15 protein-coding genes are annotated in these 16,464 nt (G+C 69.6%); 13 read left to right on the forward strand and 2 right to left on the reverse strand.

The window, feature by feature from the left end:
- The first annotated feature begins 8 nt into the window (after positions 1–8).
- From ACIRG5_RS03475 to ACIRG5_RS03485, 3 genes are read left to right on the forward strand one after another with little or no spacing between them, the layout of a single operon-like run.
- Positions 9–1,004 (forward strand): TerC family protein, encoded by a 996-nt coding sequence (locus tag ACIRG5_RS03475; protein ID WP_402899483.1) that lies wholly within the window; start codon positions 9–11, stop codon positions 1,002–1,004.
- 40 nt (positions 1,005–1,044) lie between these two features.
- The gene (locus ACIRG5_RS03480; RefSeq protein ID WP_402899486.1) at positions 1,045–1,620 is read left to right on the forward strand and encodes a TetR/AcrR family transcriptional regulator; all 576 of its coding nucleotides are present in this window, start codon (positions 1,045–1,047) and stop codon (positions 1,618–1,620) included.
- Positions 1,617–3,206: a CocE/NonD family hydrolase gene (locus tag ACIRG5_RS03485; protein WP_402899489.1), complete on the forward strand. Its 1,590-nt coding sequence runs from the start codon at positions 1,617–1,619 to the stop codon at positions 3,204–3,206. The genes ACIRG5_RS03480 and ACIRG5_RS03485 overlap by 4 nt, the downstream gene beginning before the upstream one ends.
- A gap of 1 nt (position 3,207) precedes the next feature.
- On the opposite strand, the gene ACIRG5_RS03490 is transcribed toward ACIRG5_RS03485, so the two are convergent.
- A complete protein-coding gene (locus ACIRG5_RS03490; protein WP_402899492.1) occupies positions 3,208–4,353 on the reverse strand; it encodes a protein kinase in 1,146 nt (381 codons plus the stop codon).
- A 164-nt stretch (positions 4,354–4,517) separates the two neighbouring features.
- Between ACIRG5_RS03490 and ACIRG5_RS03495 the strand changes: the two genes are divergently transcribed.
- Together ACIRG5_RS03495 and ACIRG5_RS03500 are read left to right on the forward strand one after the other, a co-directional pair.
- Positions 4,518–5,321: a S1 family peptidase gene (locus ACIRG5_RS03495; protein ID WP_402899495.1), complete on the forward strand. Its 804-nt coding sequence runs from the start codon at positions 4,518–4,520 to the stop codon at positions 5,319–5,321.
- 64 nt (positions 5,322–5,385) lie between these two features.
- Complete coding sequence (locus tag ACIRG5_RS03500; protein ID WP_402899498.1) at positions 5,386–5,796, forward strand: hypothetical protein; 411 nt, start codon at positions 5,386–5,388, stop codon at positions 5,794–5,796.
- Here ACIRG5_RS03500 and ACIRG5_RS03505 read toward each other — a convergent pair.
- Positions 5,789–6,811 carry a LacI family DNA-binding transcriptional regulator gene (locus ACIRG5_RS03505; RefSeq protein ID WP_402899501.1) on the reverse strand — a complete coding sequence of 341 codons (1,023 nt, stop codon included), beginning with the start codon at positions 6,809–6,811 and terminating at the stop codon, positions 5,789–5,791. The two genes, ACIRG5_RS03500 and ACIRG5_RS03505, sit on opposite strands and share 8 nt — an antisense overlap.
- A 108-nt stretch (positions 6,812–6,919) precedes the next feature.
- Here ACIRG5_RS03505 and ACIRG5_RS03510 point away from each other — a divergent pair, with 108 nt between their 5' ends.
- From ACIRG5_RS03510 to ACIRG5_RS03545, 8 genes are read left to right on the forward strand one after another with little or no spacing between them, the layout of a single operon-like run.
- A complete protein-coding gene (locus tag ACIRG5_RS03510) occupies positions 6,920–8,437 on the forward strand; it encodes a sugar ABC transporter ATP-binding protein (protein ID WP_402900890.1) in 1,518 nt (505 codons plus the stop codon).
- 46 nt (positions 8,438–8,483) lie between these two features.
- Positions 8,484–9,533: an ABC transporter permease gene (locus tag ACIRG5_RS03515; RefSeq protein ID WP_402899504.1), complete on the forward strand. Its 1,050-nt coding sequence runs from the start codon at positions 8,484–8,486 to the stop codon at positions 9,531–9,533.
- Positions 9,526–10,485 (forward strand): ABC transporter permease, encoded by a 960-nt coding sequence (locus ACIRG5_RS03520; RefSeq protein ID WP_402899507.1) that lies wholly within the window; start codon positions 9,526–9,528, stop codon positions 10,483–10,485. Before ACIRG5_RS03515 ends, ACIRG5_RS03520 begins: the two co-directional genes overlap by 8 nt.
- The gene (gene rhaS, locus ACIRG5_RS03525; RefSeq protein WP_402899509.1) at positions 10,482–11,543 is read left to right on the forward strand and encodes a rhamnose ABC transporter substrate-binding protein; all 1,062 of its coding nucleotides are present in this window, start codon (positions 10,482–10,484) and stop codon (positions 11,541–11,543) included. The genes ACIRG5_RS03520 and rhaS overlap by 4 nt, the downstream gene beginning before the upstream one ends.
- 1 nt (position 11,544) lies before the next feature.
- Entirely contained in the window at positions 11,545–11,856 is a 312-nt protein-coding gene (locus tag ACIRG5_RS03530) for an L-rhamnose mutarotase (RefSeq protein ID WP_402899512.1), read from the forward strand.
- Positions 11,857–11,874: 18 nt separating this feature from the next.
- On the forward strand, positions 11,875–13,029 hold the full coding sequence (gene rhaI, locus ACIRG5_RS03535; RefSeq protein ID WP_402899515.1) for an L-rhamnose isomerase: 1,155 nt from the start codon (positions 11,875–11,877) through the stop codon (positions 13,027–13,029).
- Positions 13,029–15,053 carry a bifunctional aldolase/short-chain dehydrogenase gene (locus ACIRG5_RS03540; protein ID WP_402900892.1) on the forward strand — a complete coding sequence of 675 codons (2,025 nt, stop codon included), beginning with the start codon at positions 13,029–13,031 and terminating at the stop codon, positions 15,051–15,053. The genes rhaI and ACIRG5_RS03540 overlap by 1 nt, the downstream gene beginning before the upstream one ends.
- Entirely contained in the window at positions 15,050–16,348 is a 1,299-nt protein-coding gene (locus ACIRG5_RS03545) for a rhamnulokinase family protein (protein ID WP_402899518.1), read from the forward strand. The genes ACIRG5_RS03540 and ACIRG5_RS03545 overlap by 4 nt, the downstream gene beginning before the upstream one ends.
- Positions 16,349–16,464: the final 116 nt, after the last annotated feature.

Raw genomic sequence — 16,464 nt, forward strand, 5'->3', positions numbered from 1 at the left:
GGTGTTCTGTGCTGGAGATCAGCGGACTGACGTGGGCGATGACGATCGGGGTGATCGTCCTGCTGCTGGCGGCCGACCTCGTGATCGCGGCGTGGCGGCCGCACCGGATCGGCTTCCGCGAGGCCAGTCTGTGGTCGGTGTTCTACATCGCCGTCGCCATCGGCTTCGGCGTGTGGTTCGCGAGCGCGCACGGAGGCGGGTTCGGCGCGGAGTACTTCGCCGGCTACATCGTCGAGAAGAGCCTGTCGGTCGACAACCTCTTCGTCTTCGTGATCATCATGACGACGTTCCTCGTGCCGGAGGAGCACCAGCACAAGGTGCTGACGTTCGGCATCGTGCTCGCGCTGATCATGCGCGGCATCTTCATCGCGGTCGGCGCGACGCTGCTGTCGTTGTTCTCGTTCATGTTCCTGTTGTTCGGCCTGCTGCTGATCTTCACGGCCGTGCAGCTGTTCCGGCACCGCGACGAGGATCCCGACGTCGAGAACAACATCGTGGTGAAGACCGCGCGCAAGCTCCTGCCCGTCACGGACGACTACGTCGGCGGCAAGATCTTCACCCGCGTGGACGGCAAGCGGTTCGCCACTCCCCTGTTCGTCGTGCTGGTCGCGATCGGCGGCGTCGACCTGCTCTTCGCGCTCGACTCGATCCCCGCGGTGTTCGGCGTGACCGAGGAGCCGTACATCGTGTTCACCGCCAACGCGTTCGCGCTGCTCGGCCTGCGGGCGTTGTTCTTCCTCGTCAAGGGTCTGCTCGACCGGCTGGTGTACCTGTCGGCCGGGCTCGCGATCATCCTCGCGTTCATCGGCGTGAAGCTGATCCTGCACTGGGCGCACGTGGACATCTCCGCGAGCGTGCCCGAGGTGCCGACTCCGCTCAGCCTCGGCGTGATCATCGCGATCCTCGTGATCGTCACCGTCGCCAGCCTGATCAAGACGCGCAACGATCCGGCGGCCAAGGCTCATCCCGGTTCGCTGCGCGGCCACCGCGACGAAGATAAGTAACACTTGACTACTTAGTAACAGCTGTTACACGATCTGGCGCATGGATCTGCGCGAGGTCGAGCCCGCACGCGACCGCCGGGTGCGCCGCACCCGCGCGGCCGTGTTGCAGGCCGTGATCGACCTGGTCACCGAACGGGGCACGGCGGCGATCACCGTCTCCGAGATCGCGGAGGCCGCCGACGTCAGCAGGCGGGTCGTCTACCAGCACTTCGGCGACCTCGACTCGCTGCTGCTGGAGGCGGGGCTCGACCTCGCCCGGCGTGAGCTGCTGCCCCGCCTCACCGGCTTCGACCAGGCGGACCCGCGGGCCGAGACCCTCGCCGTGGCCCGGCACTTCGCCGACCACCGCGTGTTCTACCGCGCCCTGCTCACCGGTTCGTGCGCGTTCGCCCTGGACCGCGGGCTCATCAGCCTGCTCCTGCCGATCAACCGCCAGGCCGTCGAGCACCTGCACCGCGGCCGGCTCTCCGACCAGGCCGCCGAGGACCTCGCCGCGTTCGTCACGGGCGGCGCAGGGTCGTTCGTCACGTCCTGGGTGGTCGCGGGCGCGCCCGATCCCGAGACGTTCACCGACCGGCTGATGAGCGTGATCTCACTACTCCTGGAGCCCCGATGATCAGCCGTCTTCTTCAACGTGGACTGAAGCTCTCGCCGCCGCTGACCCGTGACGTCGTGGTGCAGCGGGATCTGCGCGTCCCGATGCCCGACGGCGTGGACCTGCTCGCGGACCGGTGGATGCCGCGTTCCGGCGGCGACGGGCTGCCGACGGCGCTGATCCGCTCCCCTTACGGGCGGCGCATGTTCGGCGCGGTCATGGCGAGGCCGCTGGCCGAGCGGGGCTACCAGGTGGTGATCCAGAGCGTGCGCGGCGGGTTCGGCTCCGGCGGCACGTTCGACCCGATGCGCCAGGAACGCGCGGACGGCCTCGCGACGCTCGACTGGCTGGTGGAGCAGCCGTGGAGCGACGCGATCGTGCTCTACGGCCTGAGCTACCTCGGCCACGTGCAGTGGGCGGTCGCCGACCAGGTGCCGCCCCAGATCAAGGCGATGATCCCGGTGGTGACGGAATCGGCTTTGACGCTGGAGTTCCTGCGCTCGGACGGCATGTCGCTGGAGACGCCGTTCGAGTGGGGTGTGCTGGTCGGCACCCAGCAACGTCCGCTGGCACTGCTGCGCAAGACGTTCCAGGACAGGAAGACCGCACGAGCGCTGCGGACGCTGCCGTTGCGGGAAGGGGACGTCGCGTCGTTCGGCTCGCGCTCCGCCTACATCCAGGACATCCTCACCCACGACGCCGATTCTCCGCGCTGGCAGGGGTTCGACCACAGCCACCGGGTCGCCGGCGTGACCGTGCCGGTCAGTTCCATCGGCGGCTGGTACGACATCTTTCTGCCCGGTCAGCTGCGCGACTTCCAGGTCTTGCAGGACAACGGCCGTTCCGCGCGGCTGACCGTCGGTCCGTGGACCCACACCGACGTCATGGCCCCACCGATCAACGAAGCATTGGAGTTCGGTCTCGCGCACGCACGCGGTGAAGAACCGCCTGAGCGCGCCGCGGTCCGGCTGTACGTGATGGGCGAGGACGCGTGGCGCTCGTTCGACTCCTGGCCGCCGTCGGGCTACTCGCCCACGCGCTTTCATCTGGGTTCGGGTGGCGCACTCGGTACAGCGGTGCCTGGCGAGTCCTCGGTGGACACCTTCCACTACGACCCGGCAGACCCCACTCCGGCGTCCGGAGGTGTGCGCCTGGCACGGGACGGCGGCCGCGTCGACAACACCTCGCTGGAGGCCCGGCCGGACGTGCTCACCTACACCACGCCCGTGCTCGACCAGGACGTCGAGGTGATCGGTGAGGTCAGCGCGGAGATCTGGTTCTCGTCGTCACTCGCGCACGCCGACGTGTTCGTCCGGCTGTGCGACGTCGATCCTGCCGGGCGTTCGTGGAACGTGTGCGACGGTCTGGTGAGCCTGGCATCGGCGGACGAACCGCAGTGCGCGACCGTCAGGTTGTGGCCGACGGCGTACCGCTTCCGGCGCGGGCACCGCATCCGGGTGCAGGTCTCCAGCGGCGCGTTCCCCCGTTATGCCCGCAATCCCGGTACCGGCGAACCGCGTGCGACGGCCACGACGATGGTGGCGGCGGACCAGGCGGTCCACTGTGGACCAGCACGGCCATCCGCGATCATTCTTCCGGTGCGCTGACTCAGGTCCCGTCCCTCTTGCCCTTTCCCTTGCCAGGATTGCCCTTGCCGCTGTTGTCCGACCCGGCCGGACCGGCAGGCTTGCCCTTGTTGACGGCCTGGACCGGCGGCGGCGCGACGGCCGGAGCGGTCGGCTGCACCGCGACGGGCGTGGGGGTGATCTCCGCGGTGCGCGGCACGGTCGAGGCGGGGGCGGTGGGCGCGGTGGTCTCCGGCGGTTCCGAACCCGTTGACGTGGCGCTGTTCCAGGCGCTGATCCCCGTGCCGATCGCCGAGATCAGCACCACGATCGAGGCGGCCGCGAGCAGTCCGCGCGGCCGGCGTTGCGGCCGCTCCACCACGAGGGTCGGCGGGTCTGCCGCAGGCGTGAGCAGAGCCTCGGCGCACTCGCGAGCGGACGGACGGCGAGCCGCGCTCAGGGACGTCATCCTGGACAGCAACCGCACGAGGTCGAACGGCAGGTCGTCCGGGACGACCGGTGGCCGGTGCAGCCGGGCGACGGCGGCCTCGACCTCCGCGCCCTCGTACTCGCGGTGGCCGGTCAGGCATTCCAGCAGCACCAGCCCGAGCGCGTAGACATCGGCGGCCTCGGTGACCTCCTCGCCGCGCACCTGCTCCGGTGAGAGGTAGGCGGCCGTGCCGACGACGAGACCAGTCTTGGTGAGGCTGGCGCCGTCGGTGAAGCGCACCAGGCCGAAGTCGGCCAGGCGAGGCAGGCCGTCGGCGTCGAGCAGGATGTTGGAGGGCTTGACGTCGCGGTGGACCAGGCCGCGTGCGTGCACGTGTGCCAGCGCGTCGGCCAGTGCGCCACCCACCCGGCGCACGTCGTCGACGGACATCGGGCCGTCCGCGACGCGGTCGCGCAAGGTCCTGCCCTCGATGAGCTCCAGCACCACGTACGGTTCCTCGCCACCCGGATCCGCGTCGAAGACCGTGACCAGGCCCGGATGCGACAGCCCTGCGAGCGCGCGGATCTCGTTGTCGATCCGGTGCGCGTCCGCGAGGTCCTCGCCGGGCTTGAAGAGCTTGACGGCGACGTCCCGCGCCAGCAGGACGTCCCTGGCCCGGCGGACCTGCGCGACCCCGCCCGTGCCGAGCACTTCGCCCAGCCGGTACCGGTCGGCGAGAAGAACACTGTCCGGCGGCATGGGAAGGCCTTTCCGTTCGGGCGGGACCACCCAGGGGTGCCCACCCGGCGGGTGATCCAACCGTGGAGCAGGCTCCACCTGAGAACACCGGCTGGCTTCATCGATCATTCCGCGCCGCATGACCATTCTGAGCAGGACAGACGTCCCGCGACCGAAAGAAGATCATGCTCAGCCTGAAACCGGCCCTCGTCCTGCTGACAGGGGCCTTGTGCGCCATGGCGATGACCGGAACCGCCGGTGCCGTCGTGAACGGGAGCGAGTCCACCGAGCGCTACGAGTTCATGGCGTCGATCCCGGAGACCGTGCCCGCCGCGGGTGGTGCGAAAGGAGTGTGCGGGGCGTCGTTGATCCATCCCCGGTGGGTCGTCACGGCCGCGCACTGCGTCGATCCGGGAGGAACCGGAGCGGTGCCGGACGGGACCGTCCGCATCGGCAGCGATCGCAGGACGTCCGGCGGCACCGTGCGCGCCATCGACCGCGTGGTGCGGCATCCGGCTTATCGGCTCGGACAGCCCAACCAGGACGACATCGCGTTGATCCGGCTCGACCGCCCGGTGCGCGAGCAGCCGATCCGCATCGCCACCCGGCCCGGCCGGACGGGAACGCCGACCCGGCTGCTCGGTTTCGGCACCACGGTGGACACGGTCGACATCACCGAGGCGGTGTTCCCCGAACAGCTCCAGCAACTCGACACCCGGCGTGGCGCGGTGTCCGAGTGCGCGCCGGGCTACGCCGACGCGACGCGGCTGTGCACGATCAGCCGCAAGCCGGGCGCCATGGCGTGCGTCGGCGATTCGGGCGGCCCGCAGATCCAGCGCGGGAAGCACGGCCGGTGGGAGCTGATCGGCACGACCTCCGGCCCCGGTGACACGGACAGTCTTTGCGCGAACGGGCCGGGCCTCTACACGAACGTGCCGGCGCACACGGAGTGGATTCGCGCGACGATCAATGGCCCCTCGCACCGCTGAACACCTCGTGGCTAATGTCGGCGTGCGGCCGCATTCCGCCCTTCCACGAGAACGAGGAGAAATCGTGCGTGCAATTTCGGCGTTCGTGCTGACCGCGGCCGCGGTATTGGCCACCGCATTGCCGGCGTCGGCGGCACAGGTCGACGCGGCCATGGCTCTCCAGTCGCAGGCCAGGCTGGAGGCGCGGGGCGTCGCCGTCGTCGTGCCGACCCGCGTGATGTGCCAGAACGGCGCCACCGGGTCGTTGTGGGTGCAGGTCACCCAGAACGTGCGGGGTGACCTCGCGATCGGCGACAAGTACACGTCGAGCGTTCCGTGCACCGGCGCCTATCACAAGGTCGACGTGACCGTGGTGTCGCGCACGAAAGCATTCCGGCAGGGCATCGCATTCACTTCCGCGTCGCTGAACGTCTACCTTCCGCCGGACAGTTCGAGCATTGTGGAAAGCGACAGGGAAATGATGCTCGTCAGGTAGTCGCCGCCCGCCGTTTGATCGCGGTGGAGGCGCGGACCACGAGCTCCGGCTGAAACTTCACGTGCCGGTGCTCGTGGTCCGGCTCGTTCTCCGTCAGCAGCAGCTGGGCGGCGGTGCGACCCAGCTGCTCACGCGGCTGGCGCACGGACGTCAACGGCACGGCGGCGGCCGCGGCGAACTCGATGTCGTCGTAGCCGACGACGGCCAGGTCGTCCGGCACGCGCAGCCCCTGCTGCGTCATCGACTGCAGCAGGCCGAGCGCGAGCAGGTCATTGGCGCAGAACGCCGCCGTGGGGCGGCGCGAGGCGGGCAGGCCCACCAGCCGCTCCCCCGCCTCGCGGCCTTCCGCCACCTGCAGGCTCCTGGTTTCGAGGAACGTGAGCGTGTCCGCGGGCAGCCCTGCGTTCGCCAGCGCGCGCATCGCACCTTCACGCCGGTCGCGCACCTGCTGGATGGACAGCGGACCGCCGACCATCGCGATGCGGGTGTGGCCGCTCTCGATCAGGTGGGTGACCGCCAGTTCGCCGCCGAGCACGTCGTCCACAGCTACCGAGCAGCGCGTGCCGTCCACCGCCTCGCGGTCGACCAGCACGACGGGCGTGCCGCGTTCGGCGATCTGCGCGCTCTCCGCGTCGACCGGGGTGATCAGGATGCCCTCGACGCGTTGTTCGTGCAGCAGTTCCAGGTACTCGCGTTCACGGCCGTCGTCCGACGCGCTGTTGCACAGGAACAGGGCGAGGCCGGCCTCTCGCGCCGCGTCCTCCACACCGCGTGCCACGTCCGTGAAGAACGGGTTCGCCGCGTCGAGCACGACGTAGGCGATCACCCTGCTGCGGCCCGCGCGCAGCTGGCGCGCGGACTCGTTGCGCACGAAGCCGAGCTGCTCGATGGCGGCCAGGACCCGCTGGCGCGTGGCCGGGGCGACGACGTCGGGGCGGTTCAGCACGTTCGAGACGGTCGCGTTGGACACGCCGGCGTGCTGCGCGACGTCGCGGATGCCCACTGACGGCTTCACCGGCGGCTCCTTTGTTGAAACGTGACAACGAATCGTACCCCGCAACCCTTGACATGGTGCCGTAACACACCCAGAGTGCTCGTAACTCAGGCGTTAAAACGTTTCAACATCGAGGAGACGGACGTGGACCGACCTCCCGTGGTGACACTGGACGAGGTGAGCAAGTCCTTCGGCGCCGTCCGCGCGTTGTCCGGGGTGTCGCTGCGACTGCTGGCCGGCGAGGCCCACGCGTTGCTCGGGGAGAACGGCGCCGGCAAGTCGACGCTGATCAAGACCCTCGCCGGAGTCCACCGCCCGGATGCCGGCCAGGTGCTCGTCGACGGTGCCGCGCAACGGTTCTCCGGCCCCGCCGACGCGCTCGCCGCGGGCATCGCGATCATCTACCAGGAACCGACGCTGTTCGGCGACCTGTCGGTGGCCGAGAACGTGTTCATGGGCCGCCAGCCGCTCGGGTTCGGCCGCCGCATCGACGTCGCCACGATGCACGCCCGCACGTCGGAGTTGTTCTCCCGCCTCGGAGTCAAGCTCGATCCGGCCCGTCCGGCGCGGGGACTGTCCATTGCGGACCAGCAGCTCGTCGAGATTGCCAAGGCGTTGTCGTTCGACGCTCGCGTAATCGTCATGGACGAACCGACCGCCGCCCTGTCCGAGCACGAGGTCCAACGGCTTTTCGGTGTGGTGCAGGCATTGCGCGCGCAGGACGCCGCCGTGCTGTTCGTCTCGCACCGGCTGGGCGAGGTGTTCGAGCTGTGCCAGCGCGCCACCGTGCTGCGCGACGGCGAGTTCGTGTGGTCCGGCGAACTGTCCGGCGAGACTCCGGACTCGTTGGTGCGCCGCATGGTCGGCCGCGAGCTGTCCCAGCTCTTCCCCAAACAGGACACGAACGCGGGAGACGTGCTGCTCTCGGTGCGACGGCTGACCCGCGAGGGCGTGTTCACCGACGTGTCGTTCGACGTCCGGGCGGGCGAGATCGTCGCCCTGTCAGGGCTGGTCGGCGCCGGACGCAGCGAGGTGGCACGGGCGATCTTCGGCATCGACCGCCCCGACGCGGGCTCTGTGCACGTGAACAACCGGAAGCTCAAGTACGGCTCCCCCACCGCCGCGATGGCCGCGGGCATCGGGTTCGTGCCGGAAGACCGCCGCCAGCAGGGACTCGTGATGGACGCGTCCATCGAACGCAACACCGCGCTCGCCTCACTGGGCAGGCTGTCGAAGTTCGGGTTGCTGCGCCGCCGTAGTGAACGTGCTCTCGCCCAGGACTGGGCGGTGAAGCTGCGGCTGAAGTTCTCCCGGCTGAGCGACCCGGTCGGTGTGCTGTCCGGCGGCAACCAGCAGAAGGTCGTGCTCGCGAAGTGGCTGGCGCGCAACCCGTCGGTGTTGATCGTCGACGAACCGACGCGCGGCATCGACGTCGGCACGAAGGCAGAGGTGCACCGGCTGCTGTCGGAACTGGCCGGGCAGGGCGTCGCGGTGCTGATGATCTCGTCCGAACTGCCCGAGGTGCTCGGCATGGCCGACCGCGTGCTGGTGATGCACGAAGGCCGGCTGGTGGACGAGTTGTCGCGGGCCGAGGCGACCGAGGAACGGGTGGCGCTGGCAGCGGCCGGACAGGCGGTGGCGAAATGATCACAACGCCGGCGCGTCGTCGCTTCCGCGGGCGGGTGGTGACCCCATGACCACCCAGCTCACCCCCACCGCCACCCCACCCACCTCCCGCCGCACCGCCGCCCGCCGCCTCACCACCCGAGTCGGACGGGTCCGCGAACTCGGCATCGTCGTGGCGCTGGCTCTCGTGGTCATCCCCACCGCGATCGTCAACCCGCGGTTCATCCAGCCCCAAAGCCTGCGCGACCTCCTCCTCAACGCCTCGATCGTCGCGCTCCTCGCGGTGGGCCAGACCCTCGTCGTCATCACCCGCAACGTCGACCTGTCCGTCGGCTCGGTCCTGGGCCTGTCCGCGTTCCTCACGGCCCAGCACTTCGCCGACAACCCCGGCACCCCACTGGTCCTGGGCATCGGTTTCGGCGTGGCGGTCGGCCTCGCGTGCGGACTGCTCAACGGCCTGCTGGTCGCGCTCGGCAACGTCCCCAGCCTCGTGGTCACTCTCGGCACGCTGTACGTGTTCCGCGGCGTCGACTACGCGCTGGCCCAAGGCAAGCAGGTCAACGCCTCCAACCTCCCCGACGCCCTGCTGAACCTCGGCAGCAGCCGCGTCCTCGGCATTCCGATCCTGGTGCTGGTAGCCGTCGTCGTGATCGTGGTGGCCGCCGTCTACCTGCGCTCCTACCGGTCCGGCCGCGAGTTGTACGCGATCGGCTCGAACCCGGAGGCCGCCACGCTCGCCGGCATCCCCGTGGCGAAGCGCACGCTCACAACGTTCGCCATCTCCGGCCTGATCGCCGGGCTCGCGGGCGCGCTCTGGGTGGCCCGGTACGGCACGGTCGACGCGGCCGCGGGCACCGGCCTCGAACTCCAGGTCGTCGCGGCCGTCGTGGTCGGCGGCGTCGCGATCTTCGGCGGGTCCGGCACGGTCACCGGCGCCGCGCTCGGCGCCCTCCTGCTGGGCACGATCACCAGTTGCCTGGTGGTGTTGCAGATCCCCGCGTTCTGGCAGCAGGCGATCGCGGGCGCGCTCCTGCTCAGCGCGATCACCGTCGACCGGCTCCTCGCACTGCGACTGGCGAAAGCCCTGCGCACCTCCGAAGGGACCAGCCATGCGTAACCTCCTGCGGTGGGAGACCGCGCTGGTGTTCCTGCTGATCGTGGTCGCGCTGACAGGTCAGGTGAGCACCGGCGGCTCGTTCCTGTCCGGCGGCAACCTCTTCTACCTCGGCCTCGACATCGGCGAGATCGCGCTGATCGCCCTCCCGCTCACGCTGGTGATCGTCGCGGGCGAGATCGACCTGTCCGTCGCGTCGGTGCTCGGCCTGTCCAGCGCGCTGATCGGCTGGCTGTGGAACGCGGGCTGGTCCCTGGAGACGATCCTGCCCACCGTGATCGTCGTGGGCGCGGTGTGCGGAGCGGTCAACGGCCTGCTGGTCACTCGCCTCGGGCTGCCCTCGCTGGCCGTCACCATCGGCACGCTCGCGCTCTACCGCGGCCTCGCGCTGGTGGTCCTGGGCGACACCGCGGTCGCTGACTTCCCGGCGAGCTACACCTCGTTCGGCACGACTCCGTTGCCCGGCACCGACATCCCCTATCCGATCGTACTGGCCGCGATCCTCGCCGTCCTGTTCGGCGTCGCCCTGCACGCCAGCTCGTTCGGCCGGTCCGTCTACGCGATCGGCGCCAACGAGGAGGGTGCGCGCTTCTCCGGCATCAGGGTCAAGCGCATCAAGCTGTCCCTGTTCGTGCTCGCCGGGGCCGTCGCCGCGATCGCGGGCATCGTCTACACGTTCCGCTTCTCCAGCGCCCGCGCGGACAACGGCGTCGGCCTCGAACTGGCCGTCGTCGCCGCGGTGCTGCTCGGCGGCGTGTCCATCTTCGGCGGCAGGGGATCGCTCTTCGGCGTGCTCGCGGGCGTGCTGTTGCTGGGCGGTCTGCGCAACCTCCTGATCCTGCAGGACACCTCGACCGAGGTCCTCACCATCGTCACCGGCCTCCTGCTGCTGGTGAGCGTTCTCGCCCCGTCCGTCACCCGTCGCGTTGGAAGTCTGAGGAAGGCCGCGCCATGAAGACACGTCTAGTGCTTGCCCTGGTGATGTCCGGGGCCGTCGCACTCACCGCCTGCGGTGGCACCACGAAGGACACTGCCGGTGATCAGACCGGTGGCGCCACCAACGCCGCCAAGGGCGATCCCAACGCGGCGCTCAAGGAGGGCCTGAAGATCACGTTCCTGCCCAAGCAGGTCAACAACCCGTACTTCACCGTGGCGCAGAAGGGTGCCGAGCAGGCGGGCACGGCGATCAAGGCCGAGCTCAAGGCCACCGGACCGTCCGACGCGGCCGCGTCCTCGCAGGTCACCTACATCAACACCGCCGCGCAGCAGAAGCAGGACGCGCTGGTGATCTCCGCGAACGACGCCAACGCCGTGGCGCCCGCGCTGAAGAGCGCACGTTCACAAGGGCTCAAGGTCGTCACGTTCGACTCCGACGCGGCGCCGGACGCGCGCGACGTCTTCATCAACCAGGCCACCTCGACCGAGATCGCCGCCGGCCAGGTGAAGCTGATCTCCGAGGCGGTCGGCGGGTCCGGTGAGATCGCGATCCTGTCCGCGACTCCCAACGCCACCAACCAGAACGCGTGGATCGAGGTCATGAAGACCGAGCTCGCGAAGCCCGAGTACGCCGGTCTCAAGCTCGTGGAGACCGCGTACGGCAACGACGACGACCAGACTTCGTTCCAGAAGACGCAGGGTCTGTTGCAGGCGCACCCGAACCTCAAGGGCATCATCTCGCCGACCACCGTCGGTGTCGCGGCCGCAGCCCGGTACCTCAGCTCGTCGGAGTACAAGGGCAAGGTGCAGCTGACCGGTCTGGGCACGCCGAACCAGATGCGGAAGTTCGTCCAGGACGGCACCGTGAAGTCGTTCGCGCTGTGGGACCCGAGCAAGCTCGGCTACCTCGCCACCTACACCGCGGCCGCGCTCGCGTCCGGGCAGATCACCGGTGCCGAGGGCGAGAAGTACAAGGCCGGTGAGCTCGGCGACTACACGATCGGCGCCAAGGGCGAGGTCGTGCTCGGCCCGCCGACCGTGTTCACCAAGGACAACATCGACAAGTTCGACTTCTGACGTGCGCGTCTGCTTCACCTTGCGGGTCCGCCCGGACCGTCTCGACGAGTACCGGGCGCGGCACCGCGAGGTGTGGCCGGAGATGCGGGCCGCCCTCAGCGAAGCGGGATGGCGCAACTACTCCCTCTTCCTCGCTGAGGACGGCCTGCTGATCGGCTACCTCGAGTGCGATGACTTCGACGCTGCGCTCGCGGAGATGGCGCGCACCGAGGTGAACGCGCGCTGGCAAGCCGAGATGGCGGAGTTCTTCGACGGCGACGGCAACGCCGACGAACGGATGCGGCCGCTCGACGAGGTCTTCCACCTCGACTGAAATGCTTTGGGGAGAACCATGAGTGTGAAGGACGCGCTGCGCGAGCAGCGGATCGAGACGCCGTCGTGGGCGTACGGCAACTCCGGCACCCGGTTCAAGGTGTTCGCGCAGCAGGGAGTTCCGCGCACGCCGTACGAGAAGATCGACGACGCCGCGGTGGTGCACCGGCTCACCGGCATCGCGCCGACCGTCGCGTTGCACATCCCGTGGGACAGGGTCGACGACTACGGGAAGTTGTCCGAGTACGCGCGGGATCGCGGTGTCGCGCTCGGGGCCATCAACTCCAACGTGTTCCAGGACGACGACTACAAGCTCGGCAGCGTCTGCCATCCGGACGCGACGGTGCGGCGCAAGGCGATCGGGCACCTGCTGGACTGCGTCGACATCATGGACCAGACGGGATCGCGTGATCTCAAGCTCTGGTTCGCCGACGGCCTGAACTACCCCGGCCAGGACAACCTCCGGGCGCGGCAGGACCGGCTCGCCGAGGCGTTGGCCGAGACCTATGAACGGCTCGGCGCCGACCAGCGGATGTTGTTGGAGTACAAGCTCTTCGAGCCCGCCTTCTACGCCACGGACGTGCCGGACTGGGGCACGGCGTTCGCGCACTGCCTGCAGCTGGGCGAACGGGCACAGGTCGTGATCGACACCGGGCACCACGCCCCCGGCACGAACATCGAGTTCATCGTGTCGTTCCTGCTGCGGGCGGACAAGCTCGGCGCGTTCGACTTCAACTCGCGGTTCTACGCCGACGACGACCTGATGGCCGGGGCCGCCGACCCGTTCCAGCTGTTCCGGATCATGCACGAGATCGTGCTGGCCGACGCGCTGAAGCCCGCCGCCGGCATCGCGTTCATGCTCGACCAGTGCCACAACCTGGAGCCGAAGATCCCGGCGATCATCCGCTCGGTGCTCAACGTCCAGGAGGCGACGGCCAAGGCCCTCCTGGTCGACCAGGAGGCGTTGTCGCAGGCCCAGCGCGCCGGTGACGTGCTGGGTGCCAACGCCGCGGTGATGGACGCCTACAACACCGACGTGCGGCCACTTCTGCGGGAGCTGCGCGAGGACATGGGCCTCGATCCCGACCCGATGGCCGCGTACCGGCGTTCCGGGTACGCCGAGCAGATCGTCAGGGAACGAGTCGGTGGCGAGGCCGCCGGGTGGGGTGCGTGATGGAGCAGGTCCAAGCGTTGCTGGGGCGGAGCAACCGGCTCGGCGCCGATCCGCGCAACACCAACTACGCGGGCGGCAACACCTCGGCCAAGGGATCCGAGACGGATCCGGTGACCGGGCAGCCCGTGGACCTGATGTGGGTCAAGGGATCCGGTGGTGACCTGGGCACTTTGCGCGAGGCCGGGCTCGCGGTTCTGAGGCTCGACCGGCTCCGCGCTCTGGCCGAGGTCTATCCGGGCGTGGAGCGCGAGGACGAGATGGTCGCCGCGTTCGACTTCTGCCTGCACGGCAAGGGAGGCGCGGCGCCGTCGATCGACACGGCCATGCACGGCCTGGTCGACGCCGCCCACGTCGACCACCTGCATCCGGACGCGGGCATCGCGTTCGCGACGGCCGCGGACGGTGAGGCGCTGGTCAAGGCGTGCTTCGGCGAGCGGGTGGCGTGGGTGCCGTGGCGGCGGCCCGGTTTCCAGCTGGGACTGGACATCGCGGCGATCAGGCGCGAACACCCGCAGGCGATCGGTGTCGTCCTGGGCGGGCACGGCATCACCGCGTGGGGCGCGACCAGCGAGGAGTGCGAGGCTCGTTCGCTGGAGATCATCGAGACCGCCCAGCGCTACCTCGACGAGCACGGCCGCGCCGATCCGTTCGGGCCGGTGGTCCACGCACCGCTGTCCTCGGAGGAGCGGCGGGTGCGGGCCGCCGAACTGGCGCCCGTGATCCGCGGCCTGGCCTCCACCGACAGCCCCCAGATCGGCCACTTCACCGACTCCGGTGTGGTGCTGGACTTCCTGTCGCGCGAACGGCATCCGGAACTCGCCGCGCTCGGCACGTCGTGTCCCGACCACTTCCTGCGCACCAAGGTCCGGCCGCTGGTGCTCGACCTGCCGCCGGCCGCGCCGCTGGAAGACGTGGTGGAGCGCCTGAAACTCCTGCACGCCGCCTACCGCGAGGACTACCGGGCGTACTACGAGCGGCACGCGGGGCCGGACAGCCCGCCGATGCGCGGCGCCGACCCGGCGATCGTGCTCGTGCCGGGCGTCGGGATGTTCAGCTTCGGCCGCGACAAGCAGACCGCGCGCGTAGCCGGAGAGTTCTACGTGAACGCTGTCAACGTCATGCGGGGCGCCGAATCCGTCTCGCGGTACGCGCCGATCGACGAGCGCGAGAAGTTCCGCATCGAGTACTGGTCGCTCGAGGAGGCCAAGCTCCAGCGGATGCCGAAGCCCAAGCCGCTCGCCACCCGCGTCGCGCTCGTCACCGGCGGTGGTTCGGGCATCGGTCGCGCGGTCGCCCAGAGGCTGGCCGCCGAGGGTGCGTGCGTCGTGGTGGCCGATCGAGATGCCGAGAGTGCGGGGGAAGTCGCTTCCAGCCTGGGTTCCTCGGACGTGGCGGTGCCGGTGACCGTCGACGTCACTTCCGCCGCGGGCATCGCCGAGGCGTTCCGCGCGGCCGCCCTCGCGTTCGGCGGCGTGGACCTGGTGGTCAACAACGCGGGCCTGTCGATCTCCAAGCCGCTCGAACTGACCACCGAGGCCGACTGGGACCTCCAGCACGACGTGATGGCCAAGGGGTCGTTCCTGGTCTCGCAGCAGGCGGCCAAGATCATGCGCGCTCAGGGCATGGGCGGCGACCTCGTCTACATCTCCAGCAAGAACGCGGTCTTCGCGGGCCCGAACAACGTCGCGTACGGAGCGGCCAAAGCCGACCAGGCGCACCAGGTCCGGTTGCTGGCGGCGGAACTCGGCGGGGACGGCATCCGCGTCAACGGCATCAACCCGGACGGCGTGGTCCGCGGCTCCGGGATCTTCGCCGGCGGCTGGGGCGCCCAGCGTGCCGCCGTCTACGGCGTGCCGGAGGAGAAGCTCGGCGAGTTCTACGCCCAGCGCACGCTGCTCAAGCGCGAGGTGCTGCCCTCACACGTGGCAGCGGCGGTGTTCGCGCTGACAGCAGGCGACCTGTCCCTCACGACCGGCCTGCACGTGCCGGTCGACGCCGGTGTCGCAGCGGCGTTCCTGCGATGACCGCGGTCGCCGCGATCGACCTCGGCGCGTCCAGCGGCCGCGTCGTGCGAGGGGTCTTCACCGATGGCGGCGTTCACATCGAGGAGGTGCACCGGTTCGCCAACGGGCCGGTGCGCCACCACGACCGGCTGCACTGGGACCTGCCCGGCCTGTACCGCGAGGTGCTCGCCGGGCTGAGGCTCGCCGGTGGTCTCGCCGGCATCGGAATCGACAGCTGGGCCGTCGACTACGGCCTGCTCGACGCGTCCGGCGAACTGCTGGGCGATCCCGTCTGTTATCGCGACTCCCGCACCGACGGCATCATGCCCGCCGACGGCCTGTACGAGATCAACGGGCTGCAGTTCCAGCAGTTCAACACGATGTTCCAGCTCATGGCCGAACCCCTGCTCCCCCAGGCCGCCCAGCTCCTCCTGATCCCCGACCTGCTCTCGTACTGGCTGACCGGGCAACGCGGCGCCGAGTACACCAACGCCACCACGACGGGCCTGATCGACGTCCGAACAGGACAGTGGTCGCCCGAGCTGACCCGCGACCTCCCACCGGACCTGCTACCGCCCCTGCGTCATCCCGGCGACCCCGCGGGCACCTTCAAGGGCATTCCCGTCACCGCGGTAGGTTCGCACGACACCGCGTCCGCCGTCGTAGCCGTGCCCGCCGAGACGGACCGGTTCGCCTACATCTCGTGCGGCACCTGGTCCCTGGTCGGCGTCGAGCTCGACTCCCCGGTGCTCACCGCCGAGAGCCGGGCCGCCAACTTCACCAACGAGGGCGGCGTGGACGGCACGATCCGCTACCTCCGCAACGTGATGGGCCTCTGGCTCCTGCAGGAATGCCTGCGCGCCTGGGACACCGCGCTGGAGCCGTTGCTGCGGGAAGCCGGGCAGGTGGCCGGATCGGTGTTCGACCCCAACGACCCGGTGTTCCTCCCGCCCGGCGACATGCCCGCCCGGATCGAACGGGCCTGCGGGAAGACGATGACGCGAGCGGATATCGTGCGGTCCATTCTGGACAGTCTGGCGCTCGCCCACCGCGACGCGATCGCGGACGCGCAGCGGTTGTCCGGCAAGGAAGTCGAGGTCGTGCACATCGTCGGGGGCGGCTCGCGCAACGAGTTGCTCTGCCAGCTCACCGCCGACGCGTGCGGGCTGCCCGTCGTGGCGGGTCCGGCGGAGGCGACCGCGCTGGGCAACGTGCTGGTGCAGGCGCGTGCCGTGGGCGCGGCCCACGGCACACTCGCCGACCTCAGGAAGCTGGTGCGGCAGTCGCAAGTCTTGCGGCGTTACCTCCCGCGATGATTTTTCGAGAGAAGTTTCGAAAACTATTCCTCTGTCCGTGCGGATTGACTCTCGTTCGCGCGCAGCCCTAGGTTCGTTGCAGGTTCGTCTTTTCACTCCTTCTCGAAAGGAACGTG

The organism is Lentzea sp. NPDC102401 (assembly GCF_044765805.1).
In the GTDB taxonomy this organism is placed as follows: Bacteria; Actinomycetota; Actinomycetes; order Mycobacteriales; family Pseudonocardiaceae; genus Lentzea; species Lentzea sokolovensis.